Raw genomic sequence first — 22,522 nt, forward strand, 5'->3', positions numbered from 1 at the left:
ATCACCGCCGCCGACGCCCGGTGCTGCCTCAAGGCCGCCGAGACCGTTGCCGGAGCAGCTGCGCCGCTACGCGCTGGAGGCATTGCGCAATCCGGACGGGGTTCGCCTGCTGGCCTGGAACGGGCTCGGGGTTCCTCGAACGGTTCGCCGGCCAGGTGGCCATCCTCGCCAGGCACCTCGGGCTCGGCTGACCAACCGGGCCGTTGTCCGGCGCCGGCGACCGAGGCCCTCGCCGCAGTGAAAAGGTTCAGTCGTCGATGGCCCTCGCCGCGGCGGCGATCGGCTCGAGTCCGGCGGCAAGTTCGTCGAGCTCGTCCGGGCTGAGCACCCCGTACGCCGGCGCCGCCAGCTCGTCGGTCAGCGCCTCGATCCGGTCCTTGATGTCGCGGCCGGCGTCGGTGAACCCGCCGCGGGCGTCCACCAGACCGCGGCCGCGCAGCCCGTCGACGACAGCGGTCAACTGCGCCACGGGCAGGTGGTGAACCCGGCCGAACTCCTCCGGCCGCATGCCAAGGGAGAGGGCGAGCAGGACGTGGGCCTCGGTGCCGCCGATGCCGTGCGCAACGAGGGCGGCGTTGTGACCGTCCCCGCGGTGCTCCCGCAGCAGCGTCGCCGCGTGCCACAGCCGGGCGACCGGTTCCTCGGGCACGTCGAGACCTCGAAGCGCGGCATACAGGACCCGGCCCTCGATCGGCGCGCTGACCGCTGCCCGGGTGGCGAGGTGGGCGACCCGCACCAGACCCGGGGAGTCGGCGAGATCCCCGATCACCTGGCGCAGCGTGGCGGCGCTGGCTCGCTCCCGTACGATAATGGCCTCTTGTGGTGTGGTCTTGCCCCACACCCACGGAATGTGCCGCGCCACCTCGCCGTCGGCGAAGTTGTAGAAGACCGCGTGCACCACGCCGGCCGGCGCCAATCCCAGCGGTGCGGCCCGGCCCGCGAAGTATCCGTCCCAGTAATTGCGCATCCCGAGGGCCAGGAACGCCTCGTTCGGCACCGCGGAGAAGGTGACGGTGGCGATCGGCTCGACGAGCTCGAACATGCGGTGAACCATGACCCGTGGGTGTGACATCGCCGGAGCCTCCTGTGGTTGTGACGGCAGCCTGTCACCGTTGCTACGAACGGCACGGCCCGGATACGACATCACCCGGGCAGCCACGGCTCGAGCAACGAAGGATCGGCGACGAACCCGGAGACCCGGTCACGATCCGGCGCGCTGAGCGGGAGCAGCCGGAGCCGCTCACCCCACTCCGGCACCCGCTCCGGCTCGCCGAGCACCGTCGACAGCTCGACGAGCGCCGCCAGCGCCATCGCCTGCTCGACAACCGGCGCCTTCTCACCGTGCCGGCGCAGGCCCGAGTTCAGGGCCCGGAAGGCGGCCAGGTCGTCGCTCTTGAACTCGCGCAGGATCCGCGCGTTGTCGAGCACCTTGGCGAGCCCGGCAAGCTGCTTGGACCCGCCGTACTCCAGCTCCTCGGGCTCGTCCCGGCGGATGAAGACGATCGAATTTCCGGACGGATCCATGATCGTGAACCGCGAAGCACCGGCCCGGAACCGCGTGATCCGCGGCAGACCTTTGGAGAGGACCTTCCCGTACGCCCGGCGCATCGCCTCACTGAAAGTCGCGTGATACGGCGCAACCGCGTCCACCATCACCAGGCACCCACCACTCCGCTCCTGCGCCGGGTCGAGCCCTTCCGGTGCGCGCCCGTAATGCAGATCGAACCCACTCCACCGAAATGCCAGATACACGTACGGCCTGTGCTGCTCCCACGTCACCTTGAACCCCAGGGCCCGCCAGAACGCCAGCGTCTCCTCCGGCGACACGCAGGGCAGCAGCGGCACGATCGTCTCGTTCGGGCGGACAGGTTCATCGGTCATCGTCAGCACCTCGTCACTCGGCGTCCACAGCGAGGTCGAAGTCTTCCCGAATCCCGTCCGGCGCGCCTATGAGTTGGCACGAACCCTGTCCGAGCTGCGCTTCAGGCGAACGTGGTGGTGTCCGCGCTGGCCAGAACGGACCCGCCGACGCTGATGGCGGACCGGATGAAGTACTCGCCTCGGGCCTTCGGCAGCGGCACCCAGAAGTCGAAGGATGCGGTGTCCCGGTTGGAGCCGGCCGTCAACTGGACCACGGCGTTACTTCGCCGCCAGCGGTCGTTGAGTGGCGTACCCCCGTCCTGCTGCCACATCGACCACGAGACCAGCGCCTGCCGCTTCCGCAGCCCGCCGAGTTCCACCTCCGCCGTGACCACCACGCCGAGGGTCTCCCGGCGCTTGCCCTTGCCCGGTTTCCGGGCCGCCTTCCGCGCGCTCTTCACCACCGTCGCCACCTCGGCCGCCGCCTGGTCCGGCGGCAGCGGCACACCGTTCGGGGCGGTGTTCTCCAGCATCATCAGCGCGGCGACAGTGGTGACGTATCCCGTGCAGTCGGCCGCCGCCAGCTGTTCGAAGCACTCGTTCTCGATCTGGCTCGTCACGCCGCCGGCGGAGGGCGACCTGGCAGGTTCCCTGACAGGCCCCTCCGAAGAAGGCTCGACGGGCGGCTCGAGGGAAGGCTCGGCGGGCTCGCTGGCGCCGCCATCGTCGTCCGGCGGATCGGTCGGCTCCGGCTCGTCGCTGGGCTCAACCAGGTATGCGGCCACCCGCGGCCGAGTCATAGCGGCAGCACGCGGCGGCGAGACCCGCTGCCGGTACTCACTCAGCGCGATGTTCTTGACGAACCGCACCGATATGAACTTGGCGCTGTCCTCGATGTCCGGATCCGGCCAGAGAACCGGCACGGCCGCTATCCCGGTGATCACGGTGGCCAGGGCGACAGCGATCCCCGCGAACCCGGCCCACCTGCTGCTTTTCCCAGCGCCAGGTTCGTTCTCTTGGACTACTTCCCTCGCCGCGTCGCGCCCGAAGTTGTTCATGCTCATCGCGGGCCACCCGAAATCTATGCGTTCCCCGGAGCATAAAACCGCCCGCGAACCACGAGCCCGCACTGCACGTGATCCGACAGCCGAGCCGATCAGTCGTCGGCCGGGACCACCATCGGGGTGCCGGCGACCGGGTCCGGGACGACGACGCAGGTCAGGCCGAAGACTTTCTCCACCAGCTCCGCCGTGACCACCTCGGTGGGCGGCCCCTCAGCAACGATCGCCCCGTCGGCCATCGCGATGATGTGGTCGCAGAAGCGGCAGGCCAGGTTCAAATCGTGCAGGACCACCACGACCGTCTTGCCGGACTCAGCGTTCAGTTTCCGCAGGAGCCGCAGCAGGTCGACCTGATGCGCGATGTCGAGGAACGTGGTCGGCTCGTCCAGCAGCAGCAAATCGGTCTCCTGGGCCAGCGCCATCGCCACCCACACGCGTTGCCGCTGCCCACCGGACAGCTCCCGGATAGGCCGGTTGACCAGGTCAGCGGTGCCGGTCGCGTCGAGCGCCCGGGTCACGGCGTCGTGATCGCGCCCGGTCCAGCGGCGGAACCAGCCCTGGTGCGGGTAACGGCCACGGGAGACCAGGTCGGCTACGGTGATGCCGTCCGGGGCGACCGGGCTCTGCGGGAGCAGGCCGAGCACCTTGGCGACGTCGAGGGTGCTCAGATCGGTGATGGACGTGTCGTCCAGGTAGACCGTCCCGGCACGCGGGGGCAGCAGCCGGGCCAGGCCTCGCAGGAGGGTGGACTTGCCGCAGGCGTTGGCGCCGACGATGGCGGTCACCCTGCCGTCGAGGACGGTGACGTCGAGGTTGGCCACGACGGTCTTGTCGTCGTAGCCGAGGGTGAGGCCGTCGGCCCGCAGTCGGGTCATCCGCCCGCTCCTTGCCTGTTCGTGGTGGCCAGCAGCCACAGCAGGTACGGCGCGCCGACCGCGCCGGTGACCACGCCGGTGGGCAGTGGGGTGGGCATCAGGTGGACGGCGACCAGGTCGGCGGTGAGCAGCAGCGCGGCTCCGGCGAGGCCGGCTGCCAGGATGCCGCCGCCGGCCGGGCCGAGGAGGCGGTTGGCGATCGGGCCGGCGACCAGTGCGACGAAGATGATCGGGCCGGCCACGGCGACGGCGAGGGCGACCAGGATGACGGCGACGGCTAGCAGGCCGGCGCGGCTGAGTTCGGTACGCGCTCCGAGCGCCCGGGCCGTGTCGTCGCCGAGTTCCAGTGCCCGGAGTTGCCGTTGCAGCAGGACGGCTGTGGGCAGCAGGACGACCAGTGAGATCAGCAGCAGCCGCAGTTCGCCGGTGCTGGCCTGGCCGACCGAGCCGGTCAGCCAGTGCATCGCCTGGCGGGCCTCGAAGAGCTCGGCGTGGGTGAGCAGGTAACCGGTGCAGCCCTCGAAGAACACGGCGACGCCGATGCCGATGAGGATGAACCGGTAGCCGCTGACGCCGTCGCGCCAGGCGAGCACGTACATGAGGGTGGCGGCGAGCAGGGCGCCGCCGAGGGCGAGGCCGCTGACGGCCAGCCCGCCGACCTGGAGCAGGACGATGCCGAAGACGGCGGCGAGGCTCGCTCCGGAGGTGATGCCGACGAAGTCGGGTGAGGCGAGCGGGTTGCGCAGCAGCTGCTGGAAGATCGTTCCGGAGGCGCCGAGGGCGAGGCCGACCGCGAGGGCCGAGGAGGCGGTGGGCAACCGCAGGCCACGTACGACGAAGTCCACGCTGGGGTCGTCGCGCAGATGCAGCACGGAGCTGATGACCTCGGTGGCGGTCAGGCGGAAGCTGCCGACCATCATGGTGAGTACGAAGAGCACGGCCACGGCGCCGGCCAGCGCCGAGGTGACCAGCACGGAACGGGCGACGCGGCGGCGCCGGGTGAGGCTGAGCGCGTCGGCGGTGATCGCTGTCATGGTGTCCTCACTTTTCCGACAGCCGGCCGTATCGGACGATGCCGACGAAGACCGGTGCCCCGATCAGCCCGAGGACGACGCCGACCTGGAGTTCGTCGGGGGCGACGATTACCCGGCCGACCACGTCGGCGAGCAGCAGGACGATCGGTGACAGCAGCATCGAGTAGGGAATGATCCACCGGTAGTCGGGCCCGCAGAGGAACCGCGCGACGTGCGGCACGACCAGCCCGACGAAGATGATGGGCCCGCATGCCGCGGTGGAGGCTCCGGCGAGCAGCGCGACGACGCCGAACGCGGCTGCCCGGGTGAGGCCGACGCGCTGTCCGAGGCCCCGGGCGACGTCTTCGCCGAGAGCGAGCCCGTTGAGGGTGCGGCCGAAGGCGAGCGAGGCGAGCAGCCCGAGGAGAAGGAACGGTGCGACGGCGGTGAGGATCGGGGCGTACCGTCCGGCGAGCGAGCCGACCTGCCAGAACCGGAGTTCGTTGAGGGCGTCCACGTTGGTCATGACGATGCCGGTGGTCAGCGAGCCGAGGCCGGCGGTGACGGCCGCGCCGGCCAGTGCGAGTTTCACCGGGGTGGCGCCTTCGCGGCCGAGGGACGCGACGGCGTACACGAGCACCAGCGCGCCGATCGCCCCGGCGAAGGCGAACCAGATGTAGACCTCGACGCCGCTCACACCGAGCACGGTGACGGCGGAGACGACGAAGACGGCGGCGCCCGAGTTGATGCCCATGATGCCGGCGTCGGCGAGCGGGTTGCGGGTGACGCCCTGCAGGATGGCGCCGGCGACGCCGAGGGCGGCGCCGACGAGGATGCCCAGCAGGGTCCGGGGCACCCGCATCTCCAGCGTCACGGTGCTGCCGATCGACCCGTCGTCGTTCCAGCTGCCCAGGGCGTGCAGGACTTCGGACAGGCCGATCGACCGGGAGCCCTGGGTGACGCTGAGGAAGGCGGCCAGGGCCAGTGCCGCTCCGAGAACGACGAGCCCCGGCGCCAGGGCCGTGGCTCGTCGTGTCGTTTGAAGAGAGACATTCATCGGTACGGGCTAGGAGCCGATGTTCTCGTCGGCTGCCTTCACGGCTTCGGTCAGCTTGTCGAGCTCGGTGGCGAAGTCGCCGTAGGTGTGCAGCCAGTACGCCGGCCAGGCAACCACCGCGCCCGCCTTGGCAGCCTTGATCTTGAACCAGGTCGGCTGCTTCTTGCCCCACTCGGCGTTGGAGGTGGGCGTGTACGCGCGGCCGTCCCACATGATCAGGTCGGGCTGGTACTTGTCGGCGTTCTCCCAGCTGAGGTTCTCCCAGTACGGGAACGCCTTGTCGGGGCTGTCCGGGTTGATCACCTTCATGCCGAAGTTCTGGAAGTCCAGCAGCTCCGGGGCGTACTCCGGGTTGGCGAAGTAGACCTTGTCGTCGGCCGGCGACATCGCCCCGACGGTCAGGCCGGGCTTGGCCGCGACCGCTTCCTTGAACGTGGCGACGGACGTCTCGAACCGCTTCTTGGTCTCGGCGATCTTCGGATCGTCCACCTTGGCGCCCAGGCTCTCGGCGAGGTCCTCGTAGCCTTCGGCGAGCGCGACGATCGACTTGCCCTGGGTGACGCCGACGACCGGGGCGAGGTCGGCGAGCTTCTTGCTCTTCTCGTCGACGCCCTCCTCGAGGCCGCTGTGCGCCTTCTCCGCGGGCCACCAGTCACCGACGATCAGGTCGGGGCGCAGCGCGGCCGCCTTCTCGACGTCGATCTTGCCCCACTCCTCACCGAGGATCTCGATGCCGGTGAGGTCGAGGCTCTTGAGGTTGGGGTCGGTCTTGACGGCCTCGTCGGCGTAGATGCCGACCGGCTTGATGCCGAAGGACATCAGCGCGGCGGCCTCACCGGCGTGCGCGATGATCCGGGTCGGGACCTTGTCCGCCTTGACCACCGTGCCGGACCCGTCGGGGAACGACCAGCCTTCGGATGCTGCGGCGGCGGTGTCCTCGGAGGAGTCGCTGGAACCACATCCGGCGAGCAGGATACTGAGCGCCGAAACGGCCATTGCCGTACGCAAAGCGCGCATTTCTATGGGGTCCGATCATCATAGGTAGCCTTAGTTAGGACAGGCTAACCATAGGTCTCCCCTTTGACCAGTACGGGGTGCGTGATCACACCGTCAGCGGACCGGCGACGTCGATCCGGCCGTGGCCGATCAGCCAGCGCAGCGATTCCAGGACGGCTTCCTCGGGCTGGTAGCGCGGGCGGTATTCGATCAGCGTGCGGGCCTTGTCGATGCTGAAGCTGTGGTTGCGGACCAGGTGTTCCCAGCTGCTCTGCCCGGCCTCGTCGTCGGTGCCGGCGCGGAACTGGTCCCAGGTCACCGTGCGCAGCTCCGCGGTCCGGCCGAACCAGGACGCGCCGATCCGGGCATAGCCGCGAACGTTCAATGCGGACGGAGCGACGACGCTGAAGTCCTCACCGGCGGCCGCGTCGCGATGGTCGACGGCCGCCTCAAACGCCTGGGCCACGTCATCGGCGTGGACGTGGTGCATGAATTCGGCGCCGATCCCCGGCACCTCGATCGGCTCGCCGGCGGAGAGCTTGCGCCAGACCGCGGGGTCGAGGTTGCCGAGCGGGCCGATCGGGTGCCAGCCGGGGCCGACGATGTGGCCGGGGTGCAGCGACGTGGTGACCAGCCCGCCTGAGCGGGTCTCCTCCCGCAGCATCTCGGCGATGGCGGCCTTGGCGATGCCGTACTCACCGACGGGCGGGGGCGCGTTGTCCTCGGTGAGCGGGGATCTGTCGCTCGGACCGGCACGCCAGATCGAGCCGCAGTGCAGCAGGTGCCCGGTCGCGCCGCGCAGCCGCTCGACGAGCGCGGTCGCGGAATCGGCGGTGAAGCAGATGAGGTCGATGACGGCGTCGGGTTGAAGGCCGGCGACGCGGTCGCCGAAGGTGCCCTCACGGTCCTCGGCTTCCCGGTCGGCGCTCACCTGGCGCACCTGCTGCCAGGCCGGGTCGCCGGCATAGCTGGATCGCTGCCCGCGGCTGATGTTGACCACGTCATGGCCGGCGCGGACCAGCCTCGGGATCAGGAACGTGCCGATGTGCCCGCTGCCGCCGACGACCACGATTCTCATGACGCCAGGCTATGCGAGGTCCCGCCTCAGTCGCCCGCGCTGATCTGAATGTCCGGGACTCCGGCAACACACTCCAGATCGACCTCGACCCGGTCGGCCGGGTCGCCGACCGAACGGAACTCGCCCTCGTCGTAGTCCTGTTCGTGCACCGCCCACCCCTGGGCCGGTGCCATCGACACGATCCGGTCGCAGTCGGCCACCACGGTTCCGCCCCTGGTCGGGAACGAGAGGCCGGAGACGGCGGGCAACGGGGTCGCGGCCGATCCCGACGGTGCGGGCGCCGGGAAGGACGAGCGCAGCGTCCGCAGCTCCCGCTCCACCTGATCCTCACTGACCGGCGCGCCCTGCCGGGAGGTCAGGCCCGCACCGACCAGTCCGATGCCGACGACACCGACCACGACGGCGAGCACCACCGCCAGGAGCCAGCCGGCGACGATCAGCAGGGGACGGCGGTCGAAGATTCGCACCTGGCCACTATCCGCCCGGCGGCGATAAGGCGAGCACGCGCCACGGATAAGGGAGGGTTAAGACCTTGCCGATCAGGCCCTGACCCCGGATAACGTGCAGCCGTGGCCCGACTGCTGTTGATCGAGGACGACCCGGCGATCCGGAACACCCTGCTGCGCGCCCTGCGTGAGCGCGGGCACGCGGTGGCGGCTGCCGGTGCTGCGATGGAGGGGCTGCAGACCGCCCTGGCGGAGCGCCCCGACCTGATCGTGCTGGACCTGGGCCTGCCCGATCTGGACGGCCGGGAGCTGCTGCGGATGCTGCGGGCGGTGAGCCGGGTCCCGGTGATCGTGGCGACCGCCCGGGACGAGGAGACCGAGATGGTCCGGCTGCTGGACGCCGGCGCCGACGACTACGTGGTCAAGCCCTTCACCGCGGCGCAGCTGGACGCGCGCATCCGGGCGGTGTTGCGCCGCGGCGGCGAGGCCGCCGAAGCCACCCCGGAACTCACGGTGGGCGGTCTGCGCATAGACCCGGGTGCTCGTACGGTCACCCTGGACGGAACCGAGGTGGAGCTCAGCCCGCGCGAGTTCGACCTGCTGCACCACCTCGCGCAGCGGCCCGGACAGGTGGTCACCAAGCGGGAGCTGCTCAGCGAGGTGTGGCAGGTTCCGTACGGCGGGGCGGACAAGACGGTCGACGTGCACCTGTCGTGGCTGCGGCGCAAGCTCGGTGAGACCGCCCTGGAGCCCCGCTATCTGCACACCGTGCGCGGTGTCGGCGTGAAGCTGAGCGAGCCGGCGTGAGGAGCCGCCTGACTTTGCTGGTGGCGGGGACGACGCTGCTCGTACTGCTCGCTTTCCTGGTTCCCCTCGCGGTGCTGCTACGCCAGGTGGCCGAGGACCGGGCGCTGAGCCGTGCCGACGACGTGGTGCAGACGATCGTGCCGGTGGCCGGGTCGGGGGATCTGACCGCTCTGCGGCTGACGGTGACGGCACAGCCCGTACCGGTGACGGTCTTTCTTCCCGACCGGAGCGTGATCGGCGCGCCCAGCGAGCGCACCCCCGGCGTCCGCCTGGCCGCCGCCACCAACCGCGCCCTGACCGTTGTGACCGATGATGGTCAGGAACTGGCGGTCCCGGTGATCGGTGCCGGCGGCACGACGGTGGTGCGCACGCTGGTCACTGACGCCGAGCTGACCCGCGGCGTGACCCGGGCCTGGTCCATCCTGGGCGCCCTCGGCCTGACCCTGGTGCTGCTCGGCCTGCTGGTCGCCGACCGCCTGGCCCGCGCCATCACCAGACCCATCACCGAACTCTCCGAGGTGTCGCATCGCCTGGCCAACGCCGAGCTGACCGCCCGCGCCTCCCCGGCCGGCCCGCGCGAGCTGCGTGAGGTGGCCGGTGCGCTGAACCATCTCGCCGGCCGCATCCAGGAGTTGCTCGCGGCCGAGCGGGAGCAGCTCGCCGATCTGTCGCATCGCTTGCGAACACCGCTGACCGCGCTGCGCCTGGAGGCGGAATCGCTGCGCGACCCGGAGGAGTCGGCCCGGATCGCGTCCGCTACTGATCAGCTGACCAGGGCGGTCACCGCGGTGATCCAGCAGACCCGCCGCCGTGATGCCCCGCCCGCCGTGGCGACCTGCGACGCCGCGGCGGTCGTGCGGGACCGGGTCGCGTTCTGGGCGGTGCTGGCCGAGGACACCGGCCGTGACCTGCGCCGGAACCTCCCGGAGGCGCCCCTTCCGGTAGCGGTCTCCGCAGATGATCTTGCAGCGGCGCTGGACGCGCTGCTCGGTAACGTGTTCGCCCACACCCCGGACGGCACACCACTCTCGGTCACCCTCACCGGGCGGCCGGGCGGCGGCGCGATCCTGGAGATCACCGACGAGGGCCCGGGGTTCGCTGCTTCGGAGGCTCGCCGCGGCGCTTCAGGCGGCGGCTCGACCGGCCTCGGCCTGGACATCGCCCGGCAGGTGGCAACCACCTTCGAGATCGGCGCGACCCAGGCGGGAGGGGCACAGGTCCGGCTGGAAATCATCGGGGCCTGACCTGACGCGCATCGTCAATACAGTGTTGACGTGGCAGAGGAACTGGACCAGCTGGCAGAGATCCGCGCGGCTCGCTCCCGGTTGGACGAGCAGGAGTTGGCCCTGATCGAACGGGCGCGCTACGCCGGAGCGACATGGTCCCAGGTCGGCGCCGCCTTGGGGCTGGCCAGCCGGCAAGCCGCCGAACAGCGCCGCCGGCGCCTGGCAGCCGCCGTGGAAGCCCGGTGCAGGGAGGCCGATCGTGCGTGGGGACCCGACATCGCTGCCATCCGCGCCGCGATGAGTAATCTGCACCGCTGGATCCTGCTGGACCGGCACTGGGATTCCCGGTTCCCGCGAGCGGCGCTGACGCACGTCACCGTGGCCACCGCTCTGCAGGCAGCACCCGGAGCTCTCTACGCCCTGGCCCAGCACGCGCTCACCGACCTGGCCGAATCCGGCCTGCAACGCCTTCCCGCACCGGTCCAGATGGAAGCGGCCGCCCTGCGAGAGTCCCTGTCAACCAAGCGTTGACAGATGCTCCAGGCATTGATTCGCAACGACTCAACTCAAAAGATGTGAGCCATGACGGCTCAACTTCGGCGTAATGCCGTGCTGTTCGTGCTGATCTCGCTGCTGTCCGGCTTCGGAAGCACCACCATGTCCCTGGTCGCCGGTATCTGGATCCTGGACCTCACCGGGTCCAGCAGCTGGGCCGCCCTCGCCGGCCTCTGCGTCTACGCTCCGCAGCTGGCCGGACCGTGGCTGGGCGCCGTGCTCGACCGGCTGCCGAGGCGGCCGACCGTGATCGCGGTCAACCTGATGCTCGCCGCCGCGCTCGTCAGCCTGTTCGCGGTGCGCACCGCCGATCACCTGTGGTTGATCTTCCTGGTCACCCTCGCCTACGGGGTCAGCTACGTGCTCATCGACGCGGGGGAAACGGCCCTGCTGCCCCAGGCCCTCCAGCCGGCACAGCTCGCCGACGTCAACGGCTGGCGGTCCAGCGCCCAGGAAGGCACCAAGCTGGTGGCCCCGCTGGCCGGTGCCGCCCTGTACGCCTGGCACGGTGGCCACATCGTCGCCGCGGTCAGCGCCCTGATGCCGATCCTCGTCGCCGGCCTGTACGCGGCCCTGCGCCTGAGCCGCGTCGCCCCCGGACCGGCGCACGACCAGCCCACCCGGCGCTCCGGACTGGCCATTTTGCGCGCGGATCCCACCATCCGTCTCACCGTGGGCCTCGCCGCCACCGCGATCGCCATGTCCGGCTTCACCACCGCGGCTCTGTACACGATCGTCACCACCGACCTGCGTCTACCGGCGACGTTCCTCGGCGTGGTGATGAGCGCCCAGGGCGCCGGCTCCATCGTCGGTGGCCTGGTCGTCGGCCACCTGATCGCGCGGCGCGGCCCGCTCACCGTCGGCATCGCCGGCACAGCCCTGTTCGCCGCCGGTTGCCTGATCCGCTGCCTGCCATGGCCGTCGGCCACCATCGCCGCCTCCGTCATCGCCGGCATCGGCCTGCCCTGGACCGTCGTCGCAGCGGTCACCGCCGTCCAGACGCATGCGCCGGCAGCGGCGTTGGGCCGCGTAGCCGCCACCGCCAACACCGTCATGTTCAGCCCCATCGCCGTGGCCGTCCCCCTCGGTGCCGCCGCCGTACACCTCGGCGGCCGCCCCGCCATGGCCGCCGCCGCCCTGATCTGCCTCGTGGCCGCCACAGCCGTGCTCCGCCGTCGACCGGCACGGCAAGCCACCACCGGCGGCACCGCCGCGCTGTCCACGACAACCGGCACTGACCCTCGGCCAATCTCCTCATAGCGGCGGGGCGGCGGCGCGATCCTGGAGATCACCGGCTTCGGAGGCTCGCCGCCCGATCGTCTCTGTCAGCTGCGCGGGCAGAACACGTGGTTGAACAGCGTCTCGATGGCCTCGTTGGTGTCGCCCTGGTACGGGTTGATCGACATGCTGAGCCGCCGGCTGCCGTCCCGGGTGTGGTAACTGCCGGTGTTGTAGCCGAAGATGCCGCCGCCGTGCCCGTAAAGGATCACTCCGCAGGACAGCGTGGTGCGTTCCAGGCCCAGCCCGTAGTCGTGGCCCTCGACCATGGTGGTCATCGCGGTGAGCTGGGCGGGCGGCAGGAGCCGGCCGGTCAGCAGGGCGCCGAAGAACGTGTTGAGGTCCGCCGTGCTGGAGATCACGTCTCCGGCCGCACTCGCGATGCTGGGGTTCATCAGCGTCACGTCGACCGGCTTCGGGTTGTTCTCCGGCCCGGTCGGCAGGTAACCGTGCGCGTGCGGGCCGGTGATGCGGGCCCGATCTCCGGGTGACTCGGTCTGGCGCAGGCCCAGCGGGCGGATGATCCGCCGCCGGATCTCATCGGCGTAGGTGTGCCCGGCCACCGCTTCGACGACCATGCCGAGCAGCACGTAGTTGGTATTCGAGTAGGACCAGTCGGTGCCGGGGGCGAACAGCGGAGGGTGTGCGGTCGCCTCGGCGACCAGTTCCGCCGGGTGCCAGGAGCGGAACCGCTGCGGCAGCCAGCCCTCCGGCGACAGGTCCAGGGCGTCGGTGTAGTTGTACAGGCCGCTGGTGTGGTTGAGCAGCTGCCGCAGGGTGATCCCGTCCCCGCTCGGCACCGTACCCGGCAGCCACCGCTCCACCGGATCGTCCAAGCCCAGCCGCCGCTCCGCGGCGAGCTGCAGGATCACCGTGGAGAGGAATGTCTTGCTGACGCTGCCGATCCGGAATCGTCCGGCGGCCACAGCGGGGCCCGGCCGGTCGAGCCGGGCGACCCCGGCGGCCGCGCGCCGGACGCCGGATCGGTCGGCCACCTCGGCCAGCGCGGCGTTCGCGCCGGCGGCGACGATCGCGTTGAGGTCTTTGCGCAATTCGCTGTGTCCCGTTGAAGCGACGCTCGATGGTGACGCTGCCGTGGCCGGTGCCGCCACGGCGAGCGACAGCGCGGTGAGGGTGAGCACGGAGCAGATCCGAAGGATACGCACACGATTCCCTTCTCGATGTCCGCGCATCGGGCGCGCGGCTGTCTGCAGATCCTGCTCCGCATCGACGCCGATCGAACCATGCCCGAGGACGACCCGGCCCGGAGCCGATCCCAGGGTCGAGAGCGGGCAGCACTCGGGGAGGAACACCACCGCCGTCAGGGTTGTGGCCGGGTGAGCAGGCGCGGGTGCCTCAGGGCAGACCCGCACCGGCACGGCCGCGCTACGCTGGCGCCCGTGTCGCTCAGCGCGCGTGAAGTCGATCTGTTCGAGCGCTTCCGGGGCCGCCTGGAGGCGATCGCCTACCGCATGCTGGGCTCGGCGAGCGACGCCGAGGACGCTGTGCAGGACACGTTCCTGCGCTGGCAGGCCGCCGATCGCGGGTATGTCGAGACACCCGAGGCATGGCTGACCAAGGCGCTGACCAACGTGTGCCTCAACCAGCTCACCTCCGCGCGGTCCCGGCGCGAGACCTATGTGGGGCCGTGGCTTCCGGAGCCGCTGCTCGCCGGGGATCGGATGCTCGGCCCGGCGGAGACCGCTGAGCAGCGTGAATCGGTCTCGATCGCGGTGCTCACGCTGATGGAGCGGCTGTCGCCCAAGGAGCGGGTGGTGTACGTGCTGCGGGAGGCCTTCGGTTACTCGCACGCCGAGATCGCGGGCATGGTCGAACTCAGCGAGTCGAACTGCCAGCAGGTCTATCACCGCGCCCGGCAGCACGTGGCCACCGGCCGTGCTCGTCGCGAGGTGGACGCCGCCGATGCGGAGAAGATCGCCGCGGAGTTCCTCGCGGCGGCGCTGAGCGGCCGCACCGAGCCGCTGATCCGGATGCTGACCGGCGACGCGGCGGGCCTGACCGATGGCGGTGGCGAGGTTCCGGCCCGTAGCGTGCCGATGGTCGGGGCGGTCGAGATCGCCCGGTTCCTGCGCGGCGGCCTGAAACCGACCCCGGCGAAGCGGGCCATCGCCGGCGGCGACTACACGCTGCACGCGGCAGTGGTCAACGGCGGGCCCGCGGTGGTGGGCGTTCTCGGTGACCGGGTCATCGGAGTGATCTCCCTCGAGCTCACCGCCGACGGCATCAGCGCCCTGCACATCCAGGCCAACCCCGGCAAGCTGAACCGCCTGTCCCGCCAGCGGACAACCGCCGGTGAGCGGTGATCCAGGTCATAGCCGGTACCTGTCAGGGACCGGGTCGCCATCCGGTTCAGAAGGCATCAAGCCTTCGAAGACAGGAGCGACACCATGCAGCACCGCATCGTCGTCCTCGGCGCCGGATATGCCGGCGCCCACGCCGCGGGTCGCCTCGCCCGGCGGTTGCACCCCGGCGACACCCGGATCACCGTGGTCAACGCGGAGCCGGACTTCGTTCAGAGGCTCCGGATGCACCAGCTCGCGACCGGCCAGCACCTGCGGCGCCGACCGTTGACCGACGTCTTCGCGGGCACCGGCATCACGGTACGACCTGGCAGGGTGACCTCGGTCGACCCCGGACACCGCATTGTCGAGCTGGCCGACGGTCAGATCAACTACGACACCCTCGTGTACGCGCTCGGCAGCACCGCCGCCGACCACGGTGTGCCCGGAGTCGCCGAGCACGCTCACCACGTCTCGGGTGAGCAGGGCGCGCTGCGATTGCGTGAGCGTCTGCGCGACCTCGCCGCGGGTGGCACCGTTCTCGTCGTCGGTGGCGGTCTGACCAGCATCGAGGCGACCACCGAGATCGCTGGGTCCCGCCCGGATCTGAACGTCGCGCTCGCGGCCCGCGGCGGTGCCGGCGACTGGCTCAGCGACAAAGCCCAGCAGCACCTGCGCCGAGTCTTCGACCGGCTCGGCATCACGGTCCACGAGCAGTCCGACGTCGTACGCGTCAGGGAAACCGGCGTGGTCACCGCCGACGGCCGGGAGATCTCGGCGGATGTCACCGTGTGGGCGGCGGGCTTCGCCGCGCACCCGATCGCCGCTGCCGCGGGCTTCGAGGTCACCGGCACCGGGCAGATCCTGGTCGACCGGACCACCCGCTCGGTTTCCCACCCCGGCGTGTACGCGGTGGGCGACGCCGGAATCACCGATGGCGAGGGCGGCAAACCCCTGCGGATGTCCTGCGCCTCCGGCATCCCGATGGCCTGGCAGGCAGCCGACGCCATCGCGGCCCGCCTGACCGGCCGCAAGACCCCGATGATCCCGCTGCGATACGTCTCCCAGTGCATCAGCCTCGGCCGCCACGACGGCATCCTGCAGATCGTGACAGCGGGCGACCGTCCCACCTCGTCCGTGGTCACCGGCCGGGCAGCCGCCCGGATCAAGGAGTTCATCTGCGCCGGCGCGGCCTGGAGCATCGGCCACCCGACGGTCATGCTGCCGAGCCTGCGCCGCCACGTCACCGCCGGTGGCCAGGAGGCATGGTGGCCGACGGCAGCTGTCCCCACCGTGACTGATCGAGGGCCTACGATGCCGTGATCGCCTGACCGACCTAAGTAGAGGGTGGGCGGCAGGCGTGGCATGCACTGACGCACCGGCTTCAACGGGGAGATCATGATCAAACTATCGGTATCCGTGCGAACGTTACTGGCGTCGCTGCCGGCCCTGGCGGTGGCGCTCTCACCGGCGGCGGTCCTCGCCACTCCCGCGGCGGCCGCCTCCGGGCCGGCCGGCGTGGTGGCCGGACCAGCCCCGGCTCGGGCGGACCTCGAGTTCGCATGGCGCCCGGAGTCCACCGACGTCTCGTATCTGGGCGGCATGGGTGCACGGGCGTTCGTGCAGGCGGTCGCCACCAATGTCGGCACGCGAGCCGCAGCCCGGGTGACGTTCCACTTCACCCCGCCGCCTGGCAGCACGATGGATCCCGCCGAGAACGAACAGTTCGGCTGGACCTGCGACACCTCGACCGCGACGTGGGCCTGCACCAACGGGCGGACCGTCGGAGCCGGCGAGTTCGAGGGCCTGAACCTGACGGTCCTGCTCCCCGCCGGGACGGTGGGTGACACGGTCACGATGAGGGGGTCGGTGTCCACCACCACGCCCGAGCGCTCGCTGAGCAACAACAGCGGAGAGACGACATTCCGGTACGTCGTACCGCGCCCCGCCGACATCACGGTCAACAGCGTCTCCGTCGTTCCCGCTCACCAGGTCAAGGCGAACGAGCAGTTCGACGTCCACGTCGAGGTGGACAACGCCGGGGGGAGCCCGGCTCACGACGTGACGGTGCGGGTTCCGCTGCCCCCGGCCGTGCGGGCGGCGTCGCTCGACCCCGAGTACCCCGGGTGGAGCTGCGCCCTGGCCGGTGCGGATGCCGAGCGGGCCGTCGAGTGCTCCCGCGACGGCGCGTACGACGTGACCCAGCTGTACAACCTGTTGCGGCTCCGGCTGGTCGCCGGACCGGGTACCCCGGACGGGCCGCTGGTCTTCACCGCCACCGCCGCCACGACCAGCCCGGAGGAGAGCACCGAGAACAACACCGCCAGCGGCGGCACGGTCTACTACGCCGAGGGCACGATGAGCGGCCACGCCTGGCTGGACAACGACCGCGACGGTTTGCGGGACGCGGACGAGCCGAGCGCCTACGGGAAGGTGGGCAAGATCGAGTTCGTGCTGGAGGGCACGGAACCGGACTGGGACGTCCCCCGCGGGCACCTCGACGAGCAAGGCGCCTACTCCACCCGGCTGAAGCCGGGCCGCTACGTGGCGAACGTCTACCTGATGGGTGGGTCGCCGTACACGTTCACGGTGCCGGACGCGGGCGACGACGCAGGCGATTCGGACGTCATCGGCAGCACCGGTGACTACTACAACCGGGGCTGGAGCGCCGTGGTGGAGGTGACCGACGCCGGCGAGGCCATCGTCGACATCGGCCTGGTCCCGGTCGCCTGACGACAAAGGGCGCACCCCGAGGGGTGCGCCCTTTCTCAGCGATCAGTCGTCGTCGCCGTCGTCATCCCGGTCGTCGCTGTCGTCGTTCTTGTCGTCGTCGTTGTCGTTCTCCTGCTCGTGGCGCAGCACCTCGCCGGTCGCGGCGGCCACGTCGATCTCGTGCTCCACGGCGCCGGCCTGGATCTCGACGTCCCAGACCTCACGGCCGTGCTCGGTCTCCCGCTCCACGTCCTCGACCTGCCCGCTGCCGGCGGCCTTCAGCGCGATCTCCTTGGCCTGAGCCTCGTCAACCGCGGTGCCGGCCGGCGCGGTCGCTGCCCCCGAAGCCGCTCCTGACGGGGTGGTCGCCGAACCGGACGGCGCCGGCGCCACCACCGAGCCCGAGGTCGAGACCGAAACCGACGGGCTGGGCGTGTCCACCGCGAGGGCCGTCCCGGCGATTCCCAGCACGGACAGAGCGCCGACCGCTACGACAACCCCGGTACGCGTCTTCGTGTTCATTGTTCTCCGACCTCCCAGTTGATCTGACCACCACACGATCGCCCGGGGACGGATATCGGCACGCTGTGCCAACGCTAAGACCAGGCTAAGGCGCTTCTTCTACCGAGCGGTTAGACTACTAACCGAACGGTAAGTCAGGCACCCTCACAGCCAGGAGCTACCGTGCACAAGAAACTGAGGTTCATCGGGATCGTCGTCGTCGCGCTCCTGCTGTTCACCGGCGGATACATCGCCCGTGGCAGCTCACCGGTCGGTCACTTCACCTCGGCGGCCGGTCGTGATCACTTCGCCTCCGCGTACCAGAAAGCCTTTGTCGCCCTCCCCCAGCCGGCGGCGACCCTCGACCTGCGCACCACCTACGGTCTGGTCCGGGTCTACCGGTTCGCCGGCGCGAAGCCAGGCGTGAAGCCGGGCGCGAATCCCGGCGCGGCGCCGCTGATGCTGCTGCCCGGGTGGGCGGCGTCCTCGCCGATGTGGGCCGACAATCTGCCGTCGCTGCTGCGGCTGCGCACCGTCTACACCGTTGATCTGCTCGGCGAGCCGGGCGGGAGCATCCAGGATCGGCCGATCGAGAGCCACGCGGATCAGGCTGACTGGCTGCATCAGATCATCGCGGCGCTGCCGGAGCCGCAGATCCACCTGGTGGGTATGTCGTTCGGTGGCTGGACCGCGACGAACCTGGTCGTGCACCGGCCGGAGAAGGTTGCCGGACTGATTCTGATCGACCCGGCGGTGACCTTCGCGGACCTGCCGCTGGAGGTCATCGTCCGATCACTTCCGGCCTCGGTGCGGTGGCTGCCGAAGTCGTGGCGGGACGGCTTCAACAGTTGGACGGCGGGCGGCGCACCGGTCGAGGACAGCCCGCTGGCCGACCTGGTGGAGTCGGGGATGCGGAACTACGCCATTCAGCGCCCGGCTCCGGCGCGGTTCAGCGCGGAGCAACTGGGCGGGATCACCGTTCCGGTGCTGGTCATCCTTGCCGGTGAATCGGTCATGCACGACTCCGCGGAGGCGGCCCGCACGGCGTCGGCGGAGCTGCGGCACCGTACGGTACTGACCTATGACGGCGCCTCACACGCTGTCAACGGTGAACAGCCGGATCGGATCGCGGCCGACGTGGCCGCGTTCCTGACCGCCACGTCCTAGGAGCCGTATGCCGAGCTCACCGCGTGCCGCCGGGCGGCCGTTGACGTTCACCGAGCAGGCGCGGCGTGCCCAGCTCGTCGACGTGACGATCCGGCTGATCGCGGAGCACGGGTACGCGGGATGCTCGCTGCAGCGCATCGCCGATGCGGCCGGTGTCACCAAGGCCGCTGTGCTCTATCACTTCGCGTCGAAGGCCGCCCTGGTCCGGGCCGCCTATGGGCAGGTCATCGGGGGGTTGGCCGAGCACGTCGGTGGGCTGGTGGAGGCTGCGCCGGGGCCGGCGGAGGCGGTGGAGGCGTACGTCCGTGGTCTGATCGGTTATCTGTCCGCCCACCCGGACCACGTCCGGGTGATCGTCGAGGCGCTCGACGACGAGCACGACACCGGCATCGCGGACCGGCCGGCCTCCCCGGCCCGCTGGCAGCCGCTCGCCACTCTGATCGACGGAGCGATCCAAACCGGCACCTATCGTGCCGGCCTGGACTCACGCACGCTGGCGATCGTGCTCGGCGGCGCCATCGACGGGGTGGTCGGCGAATCCCTGACCGATCGCAGCTTCGACCTGGTCGCCGCCGCCGACGCCATAGTCGACATCCTGCGCCGCAGCACTGTCTGACACCGTTGCGATGCGGCGGCGGCGGGCCAGCCACACGATCATCGCGGCGTAGCCGAGCAGCACCGGCAGATCCACCACCGCCATCTGCCAGGACATGTCGGCCGCCGTCTCGTCCATGCCGAGATCGTTGAACGCCGCCGCTACCACGCTGCTGACCAGGTTGTTCATCACGTGCAGCGCGATCGCCGCCTCGAGCCCGCCGGTCCGCACGGTCAGCCAGCCGGTGACCACCCCGAACAGCAGCAGGTCAACGAAGCCCCACGGTGTGCCCCAGCCGTGCAGCGCCGCGAAGACCAATGCCTGAAAGAGAATCGGCAGCCACGGCCTCGCGAACCACACACCGAGCGCCTGGAGCAGCCAGCCCCGCGTCAGGTATTCCTCCGCGGCCGCCTGGAACGGCACCACCAGCATCAGCACCAGCATCGACACCAGGAAGGGGCCCCATCCGGCCAGCGGGTCACCGAGACCGGTGTCCTCACCGGTCGCCGCCGCGAGGCCGAGCCCGCCACCGAGGAACAGCACGATCGCCACGAACGCCACCGGGAGGCAAGCCATCAACCAGCGCCACCTCAAGCGGCCCGTCACCGACGACAGCGTCCCGGCCGGCCGCCGCTGAATCCAGCGCGCCGTCAGCAGCACCACCGGCAGCAGGATGCCGAGGCTGACGAACCCCACCGCCAGGTCGGCGAGTGGCCCGAAGGAGGGGATGCCATCCACCTCGGGTTGCCCCGTGACAAGCCCCGCGAGCCCCACGACCAGGTAGAAGCCGAGGGTCACGACCACGACGGTCACGGTCAGGACCAGCGTGCCCACGACCGGTCGCCACCAGCGATGCGCGGCGGTGCGGGCGAGCCGGTGATAGGGGGTGGACGGCGGCGGCGAAATCAGCATGCGGTGAAGTCTGACCGCTGGAACCGCTCGGCGGATCCGGCCACAGCCGGATACCGGCCCCTGCCCTGAGGCATAGATCGACCCGGCCCGGGACGCACCGTAAGCTGTGCCGATCATGGCTCGCTGGAGGATCTGGCTGGTTCCCGCGCTGCTCGCGGCGGCCCAGATGGTGGTCTGGCCAGGCGCGCGGGTCACTCTCGACCCCTTTTCTCCGGTACGGGTGATCGCACTTCTCGCCATCGTCATAGCGATCACGGCCGCTCTGTGCCTGCGACGGCACCGCCCGGTCGTCGTGCTGGCAGTGGTCACCGCCCTGATCACGCTCGGCGGGTGGCTGGCACCGGAACAGCTGTTTCTCGTGCCCGGCGACACGCTGCTGGTCGTCTCGCTCGCCGACCTGGTGGCGCTGTTCTCGGTCGCGGTGCTGTGCTCGCGGCGCACGACCGCCCTGGCCGTCGCCGGACTGGTCCTCTGGCAGGTCGTCCACATCGTCGTCACCGGTTCCGATCCGCTCGACATCCTCGCGGGTGCCGCGGCGTACGGCATCGTGGCCGCCTCCGGTCGTATCCGCCAGCGATGGCTCGCCGACCGGGCCGCCGCGGCCCGCCGCCTCGCCGAGGCTGAACAGGCCCGGTTGGAGGCTGCGGATACGGAACGGCGGAGACTCGCCCGGGAGCTACACGACGTGACCGCCCACCATTTGACGTCGGTTGTCGTTCAGGCTTCGGCGGCGCAGTTCCTGGGCGATCAGCGTCCGGACCTGCGCGTGGAGGCGCTGGCGTTCGCCGCCCGCACCGGCCGTGAGGCTCTCGCCGATCTGCGGCGGCTGGTCTCGGTTCTGCCGCACAGCGACGGCGTGCCCGAGGCGGTTCCGTCGCTGGCCGATCTTGCCGATGACTTCCGGCAGCTCGGGCAGGTGGTCGTCCTCGAATCCGACTCCGGCCAGGCCGATCCGGGGGCGGTTCATGGCATCACCCGGGAGGCGCTCACCAACACGCTGCGCTATGCGCCGGGCTCGACCGTTCTGATCCGGCTCTCGTCCGGTCCGGCCGGCACCGAGCTGTTGATCGAGGACGACGGCCCGGCGGCTGCCGAGGTTCAGGGGCTGGGTGGCGGCCGTGGGCTGGCGGGGATGAGGGAGCGGGCCGCGGCGGTGGGCGGGACCATCGAGACAGGTCCGCGGGAGGGGGGCGGCTGGCGCGTACACGCGAAGTTGCCTTTGACCTCGGCTCCGCCCCGCAAGGTCTCGCTGTTGCGCAGTCAGGCCGTCCTCGACGGCGCCCTTGCCCTGCTCACGCTGGCCCTGCCGCTGACCGGCGTGGCGACTTTCGCCGAGGAGACCGGTGCTGCTCCGGGCGCGACCGCGCTGCTGTTGCTGGCCGTTCTTGCCCACGCCGCGCCGCTGCTGTGGCGGCGCCGGTATCCCTGGTCCGTGTTCGCGGCCGTCACCCTCACCACCTGGCTGGGCCCGCTGCTCCTGCTCACGAACACGGTGCGCCCCGAGGACAGCTGGCTGTTTCTGTTCAGCATCGGCGCCGACCTGGCTGCCGTCTACGCCGTGGCCTCCCGCGGCGCTCGCCCCGGGCTGACCTGGCTGGCGCCGCTCGCCACGCTGGCCTGCACCGCCCTCACCATCGCCCTGCTGGTCGTCATGAGCCCGCCGGTCGACGGCGAACCGGAACCCGGCCCGCTGATGTCGCTGATCCTGGTGGGCGCCCTCACCGTCTTCTCCGCGGTGATCCTCTGCGTGCCGGTGATCGCCGCCTGGCTGGCCGGCCACGCCACCCGGCGCCGCCGCCGCCGACTCCTCGACCGTGAGGAGGGCGCGGTCCTCGCGGTGACCGCCGAGGCCGAGCTACACACCCGCGACGAACGCGCCCGGGTGGCCGCCGGCCTGCACGCGGCTGTCCTGGAACATGCCGCCCGGGTCCCCCGCGCCGCCGACGCCGGCGACCTGCCCGGCGTCGTGGAAGCCGGCCGTGACGCCCTGACCGCCATGCGCGCCCTGCTCGACGGCCTCGGCCCGATCCGCACGCCCCAGGTTTCGTCCCCGCCCCCGTCCCCGTCCCCGCCCCCGCCCTCG

At 70.8% G+C, this 22,522-nt stretch carries 21 protein-coding genes and 1 pseudogene; 10 read left to right on the forward strand and 12 right to left on the reverse strand.

The window, feature by feature from the left end; genetic code table 11:
• Positions 1-247 precede the first annotated feature (247 nt).
• From ACFQV6_RS41810 to ACFQV6_RS41850, 9 genes are all read right to left on the reverse strand, one after another.
• Positions 248-1,042, reverse strand: coding sequence for a MarR family winged helix-turn-helix transcriptional regulator (locus ACFQV6_RS41810; protein WP_378033286.1), 795 nt, complete (start codon positions 1,040-1,042; stop codon positions 248-250).
• 101 nt (positions 1,043-1,143) lie between these two features.
• Positions 1,144-1,881 carry a glyoxalase gene (locus ACFQV6_RS41815; protein ID WP_378033287.1) on the reverse strand — a complete coding sequence of 246 codons (738 nt, stop codon included), beginning with the start codon at positions 1,879-1,881 and terminating at the stop codon, positions 1,144-1,146.
• Between the two features lie 101 nt (positions 1,882-1,982).
• Positions 1,983-2,924 (reverse strand): hypothetical protein, encoded by a 942-nt coding sequence (locus ACFQV6_RS41820; RefSeq protein WP_378033288.1) that lies wholly within the window; start codon positions 2,922-2,924, stop codon positions 1,983-1,985.
• Positions 2,925-3,016: 92 nt separating this feature from the next.
• A complete protein-coding gene (locus tag ACFQV6_RS41825; RefSeq protein WP_378033289.1) occupies positions 3,017-3,796 on the reverse strand; it encodes an ABC transporter ATP-binding protein in 780 nt (259 codons plus the stop codon).
• Entirely contained in the window at positions 3,793-4,830 is a 1,038-nt protein-coding gene (locus tag ACFQV6_RS41830; RefSeq protein WP_378033290.1) for a FecCD family ABC transporter permease, read from the reverse strand. The genes ACFQV6_RS41825 and ACFQV6_RS41830 overlap by 4 nt, the downstream gene beginning before the upstream one ends.
• 7 nt (positions 4,831-4,837) lie before the next feature.
• Entirely contained in the window at positions 4,838-5,866 is a 1,029-nt protein-coding gene (locus ACFQV6_RS41835; protein WP_378033291.1) for a FecCD family ABC transporter permease, read from the reverse strand.
• A 9-nt stretch (positions 5,867-5,875) separates the two neighbouring features.
• Positions 5,876-6,862, reverse strand: coding sequence for an ABC transporter substrate-binding protein (locus ACFQV6_RS41840; RefSeq protein WP_378033292.1), 987 nt, complete (start codon positions 6,860-6,862; stop codon positions 5,876-5,878).
• A 106-nt stretch (positions 6,863-6,968) separates the two neighbouring features.
• The gene (locus ACFQV6_RS41845; protein WP_378033293.1) at positions 6,969-7,940 is read right to left on the reverse strand and encodes an NAD-dependent epimerase/dehydratase family protein; all 972 of its coding nucleotides are present in this window, start codon (positions 7,938-7,940) and stop codon (positions 6,969-6,971) included.
• Between the two features lie 26 nt (positions 7,941-7,966).
• Positions 7,967-8,407, reverse strand: a complete 441-nt coding sequence (locus ACFQV6_RS41850; protein ID WP_378033294.1) for a hypothetical protein — start codon at positions 8,405-8,407, stop codon at positions 7,967-7,969.
• 102 nt (positions 8,408-8,509) lie between these two features.
• Between ACFQV6_RS41850 and ACFQV6_RS41855 the strand changes: the two genes are divergently transcribed.
• Genes ACFQV6_RS41855 through ACFQV6_RS41870 form a run of 4 tightly spaced genes read left to right on the forward strand, consistent with a single transcriptional unit; the run spans position 8,510 to position 12,234 of the window.
• A complete protein-coding gene (locus ACFQV6_RS41855) occupies positions 8,510-9,193 on the forward strand; it encodes a response regulator transcription factor (RefSeq protein WP_378033295.1) in 684 nt (227 codons plus the stop codon).
• On the forward strand, positions 9,190-10,437 hold the full coding sequence (locus tag ACFQV6_RS41860; protein ID WP_378033296.1) for a sensor histidine kinase: 1,248 nt from the start codon (positions 9,190-9,192) through the stop codon (positions 10,435-10,437). Before ACFQV6_RS41855 ends, ACFQV6_RS41860 begins: the two co-directional genes overlap by 4 nt.
• A 30-nt stretch (positions 10,438-10,467) precedes the next feature.
• On the forward strand, positions 10,468-10,950 hold the full coding sequence (locus tag ACFQV6_RS41865; RefSeq protein ID WP_378033297.1) for a hypothetical protein: 483 nt from the start codon (positions 10,468-10,470) through the stop codon (positions 10,948-10,950).
• A 51-nt stretch (positions 10,951-11,001) separates the two neighbouring features.
• Complete coding sequence (locus ACFQV6_RS41870) at positions 11,002-12,234, forward strand: MFS transporter (protein WP_378033298.1); 1,233 nt, start codon at positions 11,002-11,004, stop codon at positions 12,232-12,234.
• A gap of 65 nt (positions 12,235-12,299) precedes the next feature.
• Here the strand turns inward: ACFQV6_RS41870 and ACFQV6_RS41875 are convergent, their stop codons facing one another.
• Entirely contained in the window at positions 12,300-13,418 is a 1,119-nt protein-coding gene (locus ACFQV6_RS41875; protein ID WP_378033299.1) for a serine hydrolase domain-containing protein, read from the reverse strand.
• 234 nt (positions 13,419-13,652) lie between these two features.
• Here ACFQV6_RS41875 and sigJ point away from each other — a divergent pair, with 234 nt between their 5' ends.
• From sigJ to ACFQV6_RS41890, 3 genes are all read left to right on the forward strand, one after another.
• Positions 13,653-14,576: an RNA polymerase sigma factor SigJ gene (gene sigJ, locus ACFQV6_RS41880; protein WP_378033300.1), complete on the forward strand. Its 924-nt coding sequence runs from the start codon at positions 13,653-13,655 to the stop codon at positions 14,574-14,576.
• Between the two features lie 84 nt (positions 14,577-14,660).
• A complete protein-coding gene (locus ACFQV6_RS41885; protein ID WP_378033301.1) occupies positions 14,661-15,875 on the forward strand; it encodes an NAD(P)/FAD-dependent oxidoreductase in 1,215 nt (404 codons plus the stop codon).
• A gap of 96 nt (positions 15,876-15,971) precedes the next feature.
• A complete protein-coding gene (locus tag ACFQV6_RS41890; protein ID WP_378033302.1) occupies positions 15,972-17,285 on the forward strand; it encodes a hypothetical protein in 1,314 nt (437 codons plus the stop codon).
• A gap of 42 nt (positions 17,286-17,327) precedes the next feature.
• On the opposite strand, the gene ACFQV6_RS41895 is transcribed toward ACFQV6_RS41890, so the two are convergent.
• Positions 17,328-17,786: a PepSY domain-containing protein gene (locus tag ACFQV6_RS41895; RefSeq protein ID WP_378033303.1), complete on the reverse strand. Its 459-nt coding sequence runs from the start codon at positions 17,784-17,786 to the stop codon at positions 17,328-17,330.
• 162 nt (positions 17,787-17,948) lie between these two features.
• Here ACFQV6_RS41895 and ACFQV6_RS41900 point away from each other — a divergent pair, with 162 nt between their 5' ends.
• Positions 17,949-18,932, forward strand: coding sequence for an alpha/beta fold hydrolase (locus tag ACFQV6_RS41900; protein ID WP_378033304.1), 984 nt, complete (start codon positions 17,949-17,951; stop codon positions 18,930-18,932).
• A 7-nt stretch (positions 18,933-18,939) separates the two neighbouring features.
• Positions 18,940-19,548: a TetR/AcrR family transcriptional regulator gene (locus ACFQV6_RS41905; protein WP_378033305.1), complete on the forward strand. Its 609-nt coding sequence runs from the start codon at positions 18,940-18,942 to the stop codon at positions 19,546-19,548.
• A gap of 165 nt (positions 19,549-19,713) precedes the next feature.
• Here the strand turns inward: ACFQV6_RS41905 and ACFQV6_RS41910 are convergent.
• A pseudogene (locus ACFQV6_RS41910) lies at positions 19,714-20,556 on the reverse strand (CPBP family intramembrane glutamic endopeptidase); the annotation flags it as partial.
• Here ACFQV6_RS41910 and ACFQV6_RS41915 point away from each other — a divergent pair.
• Positions 20,555-22,522, forward strand: a 1,968-nt coding sequence (locus tag ACFQV6_RS41915; protein WP_378033306.1) for a sensor histidine kinase, incomplete at its 3' end; no start/stop codon positions are given. The pseudogene ACFQV6_RS41910 and the gene ACFQV6_RS41915 sit on opposite strands and share 2 nt — an antisense overlap.

It is taken from the genome of Actinoplanes sp. GCM10030250 (assembly GCF_042666575.1).
In the GTDB taxonomy this organism is placed as follows: Bacteria; Actinomycetota; Actinomycetes; order Mycobacteriales; family Micromonosporaceae; genus Actinoplanes.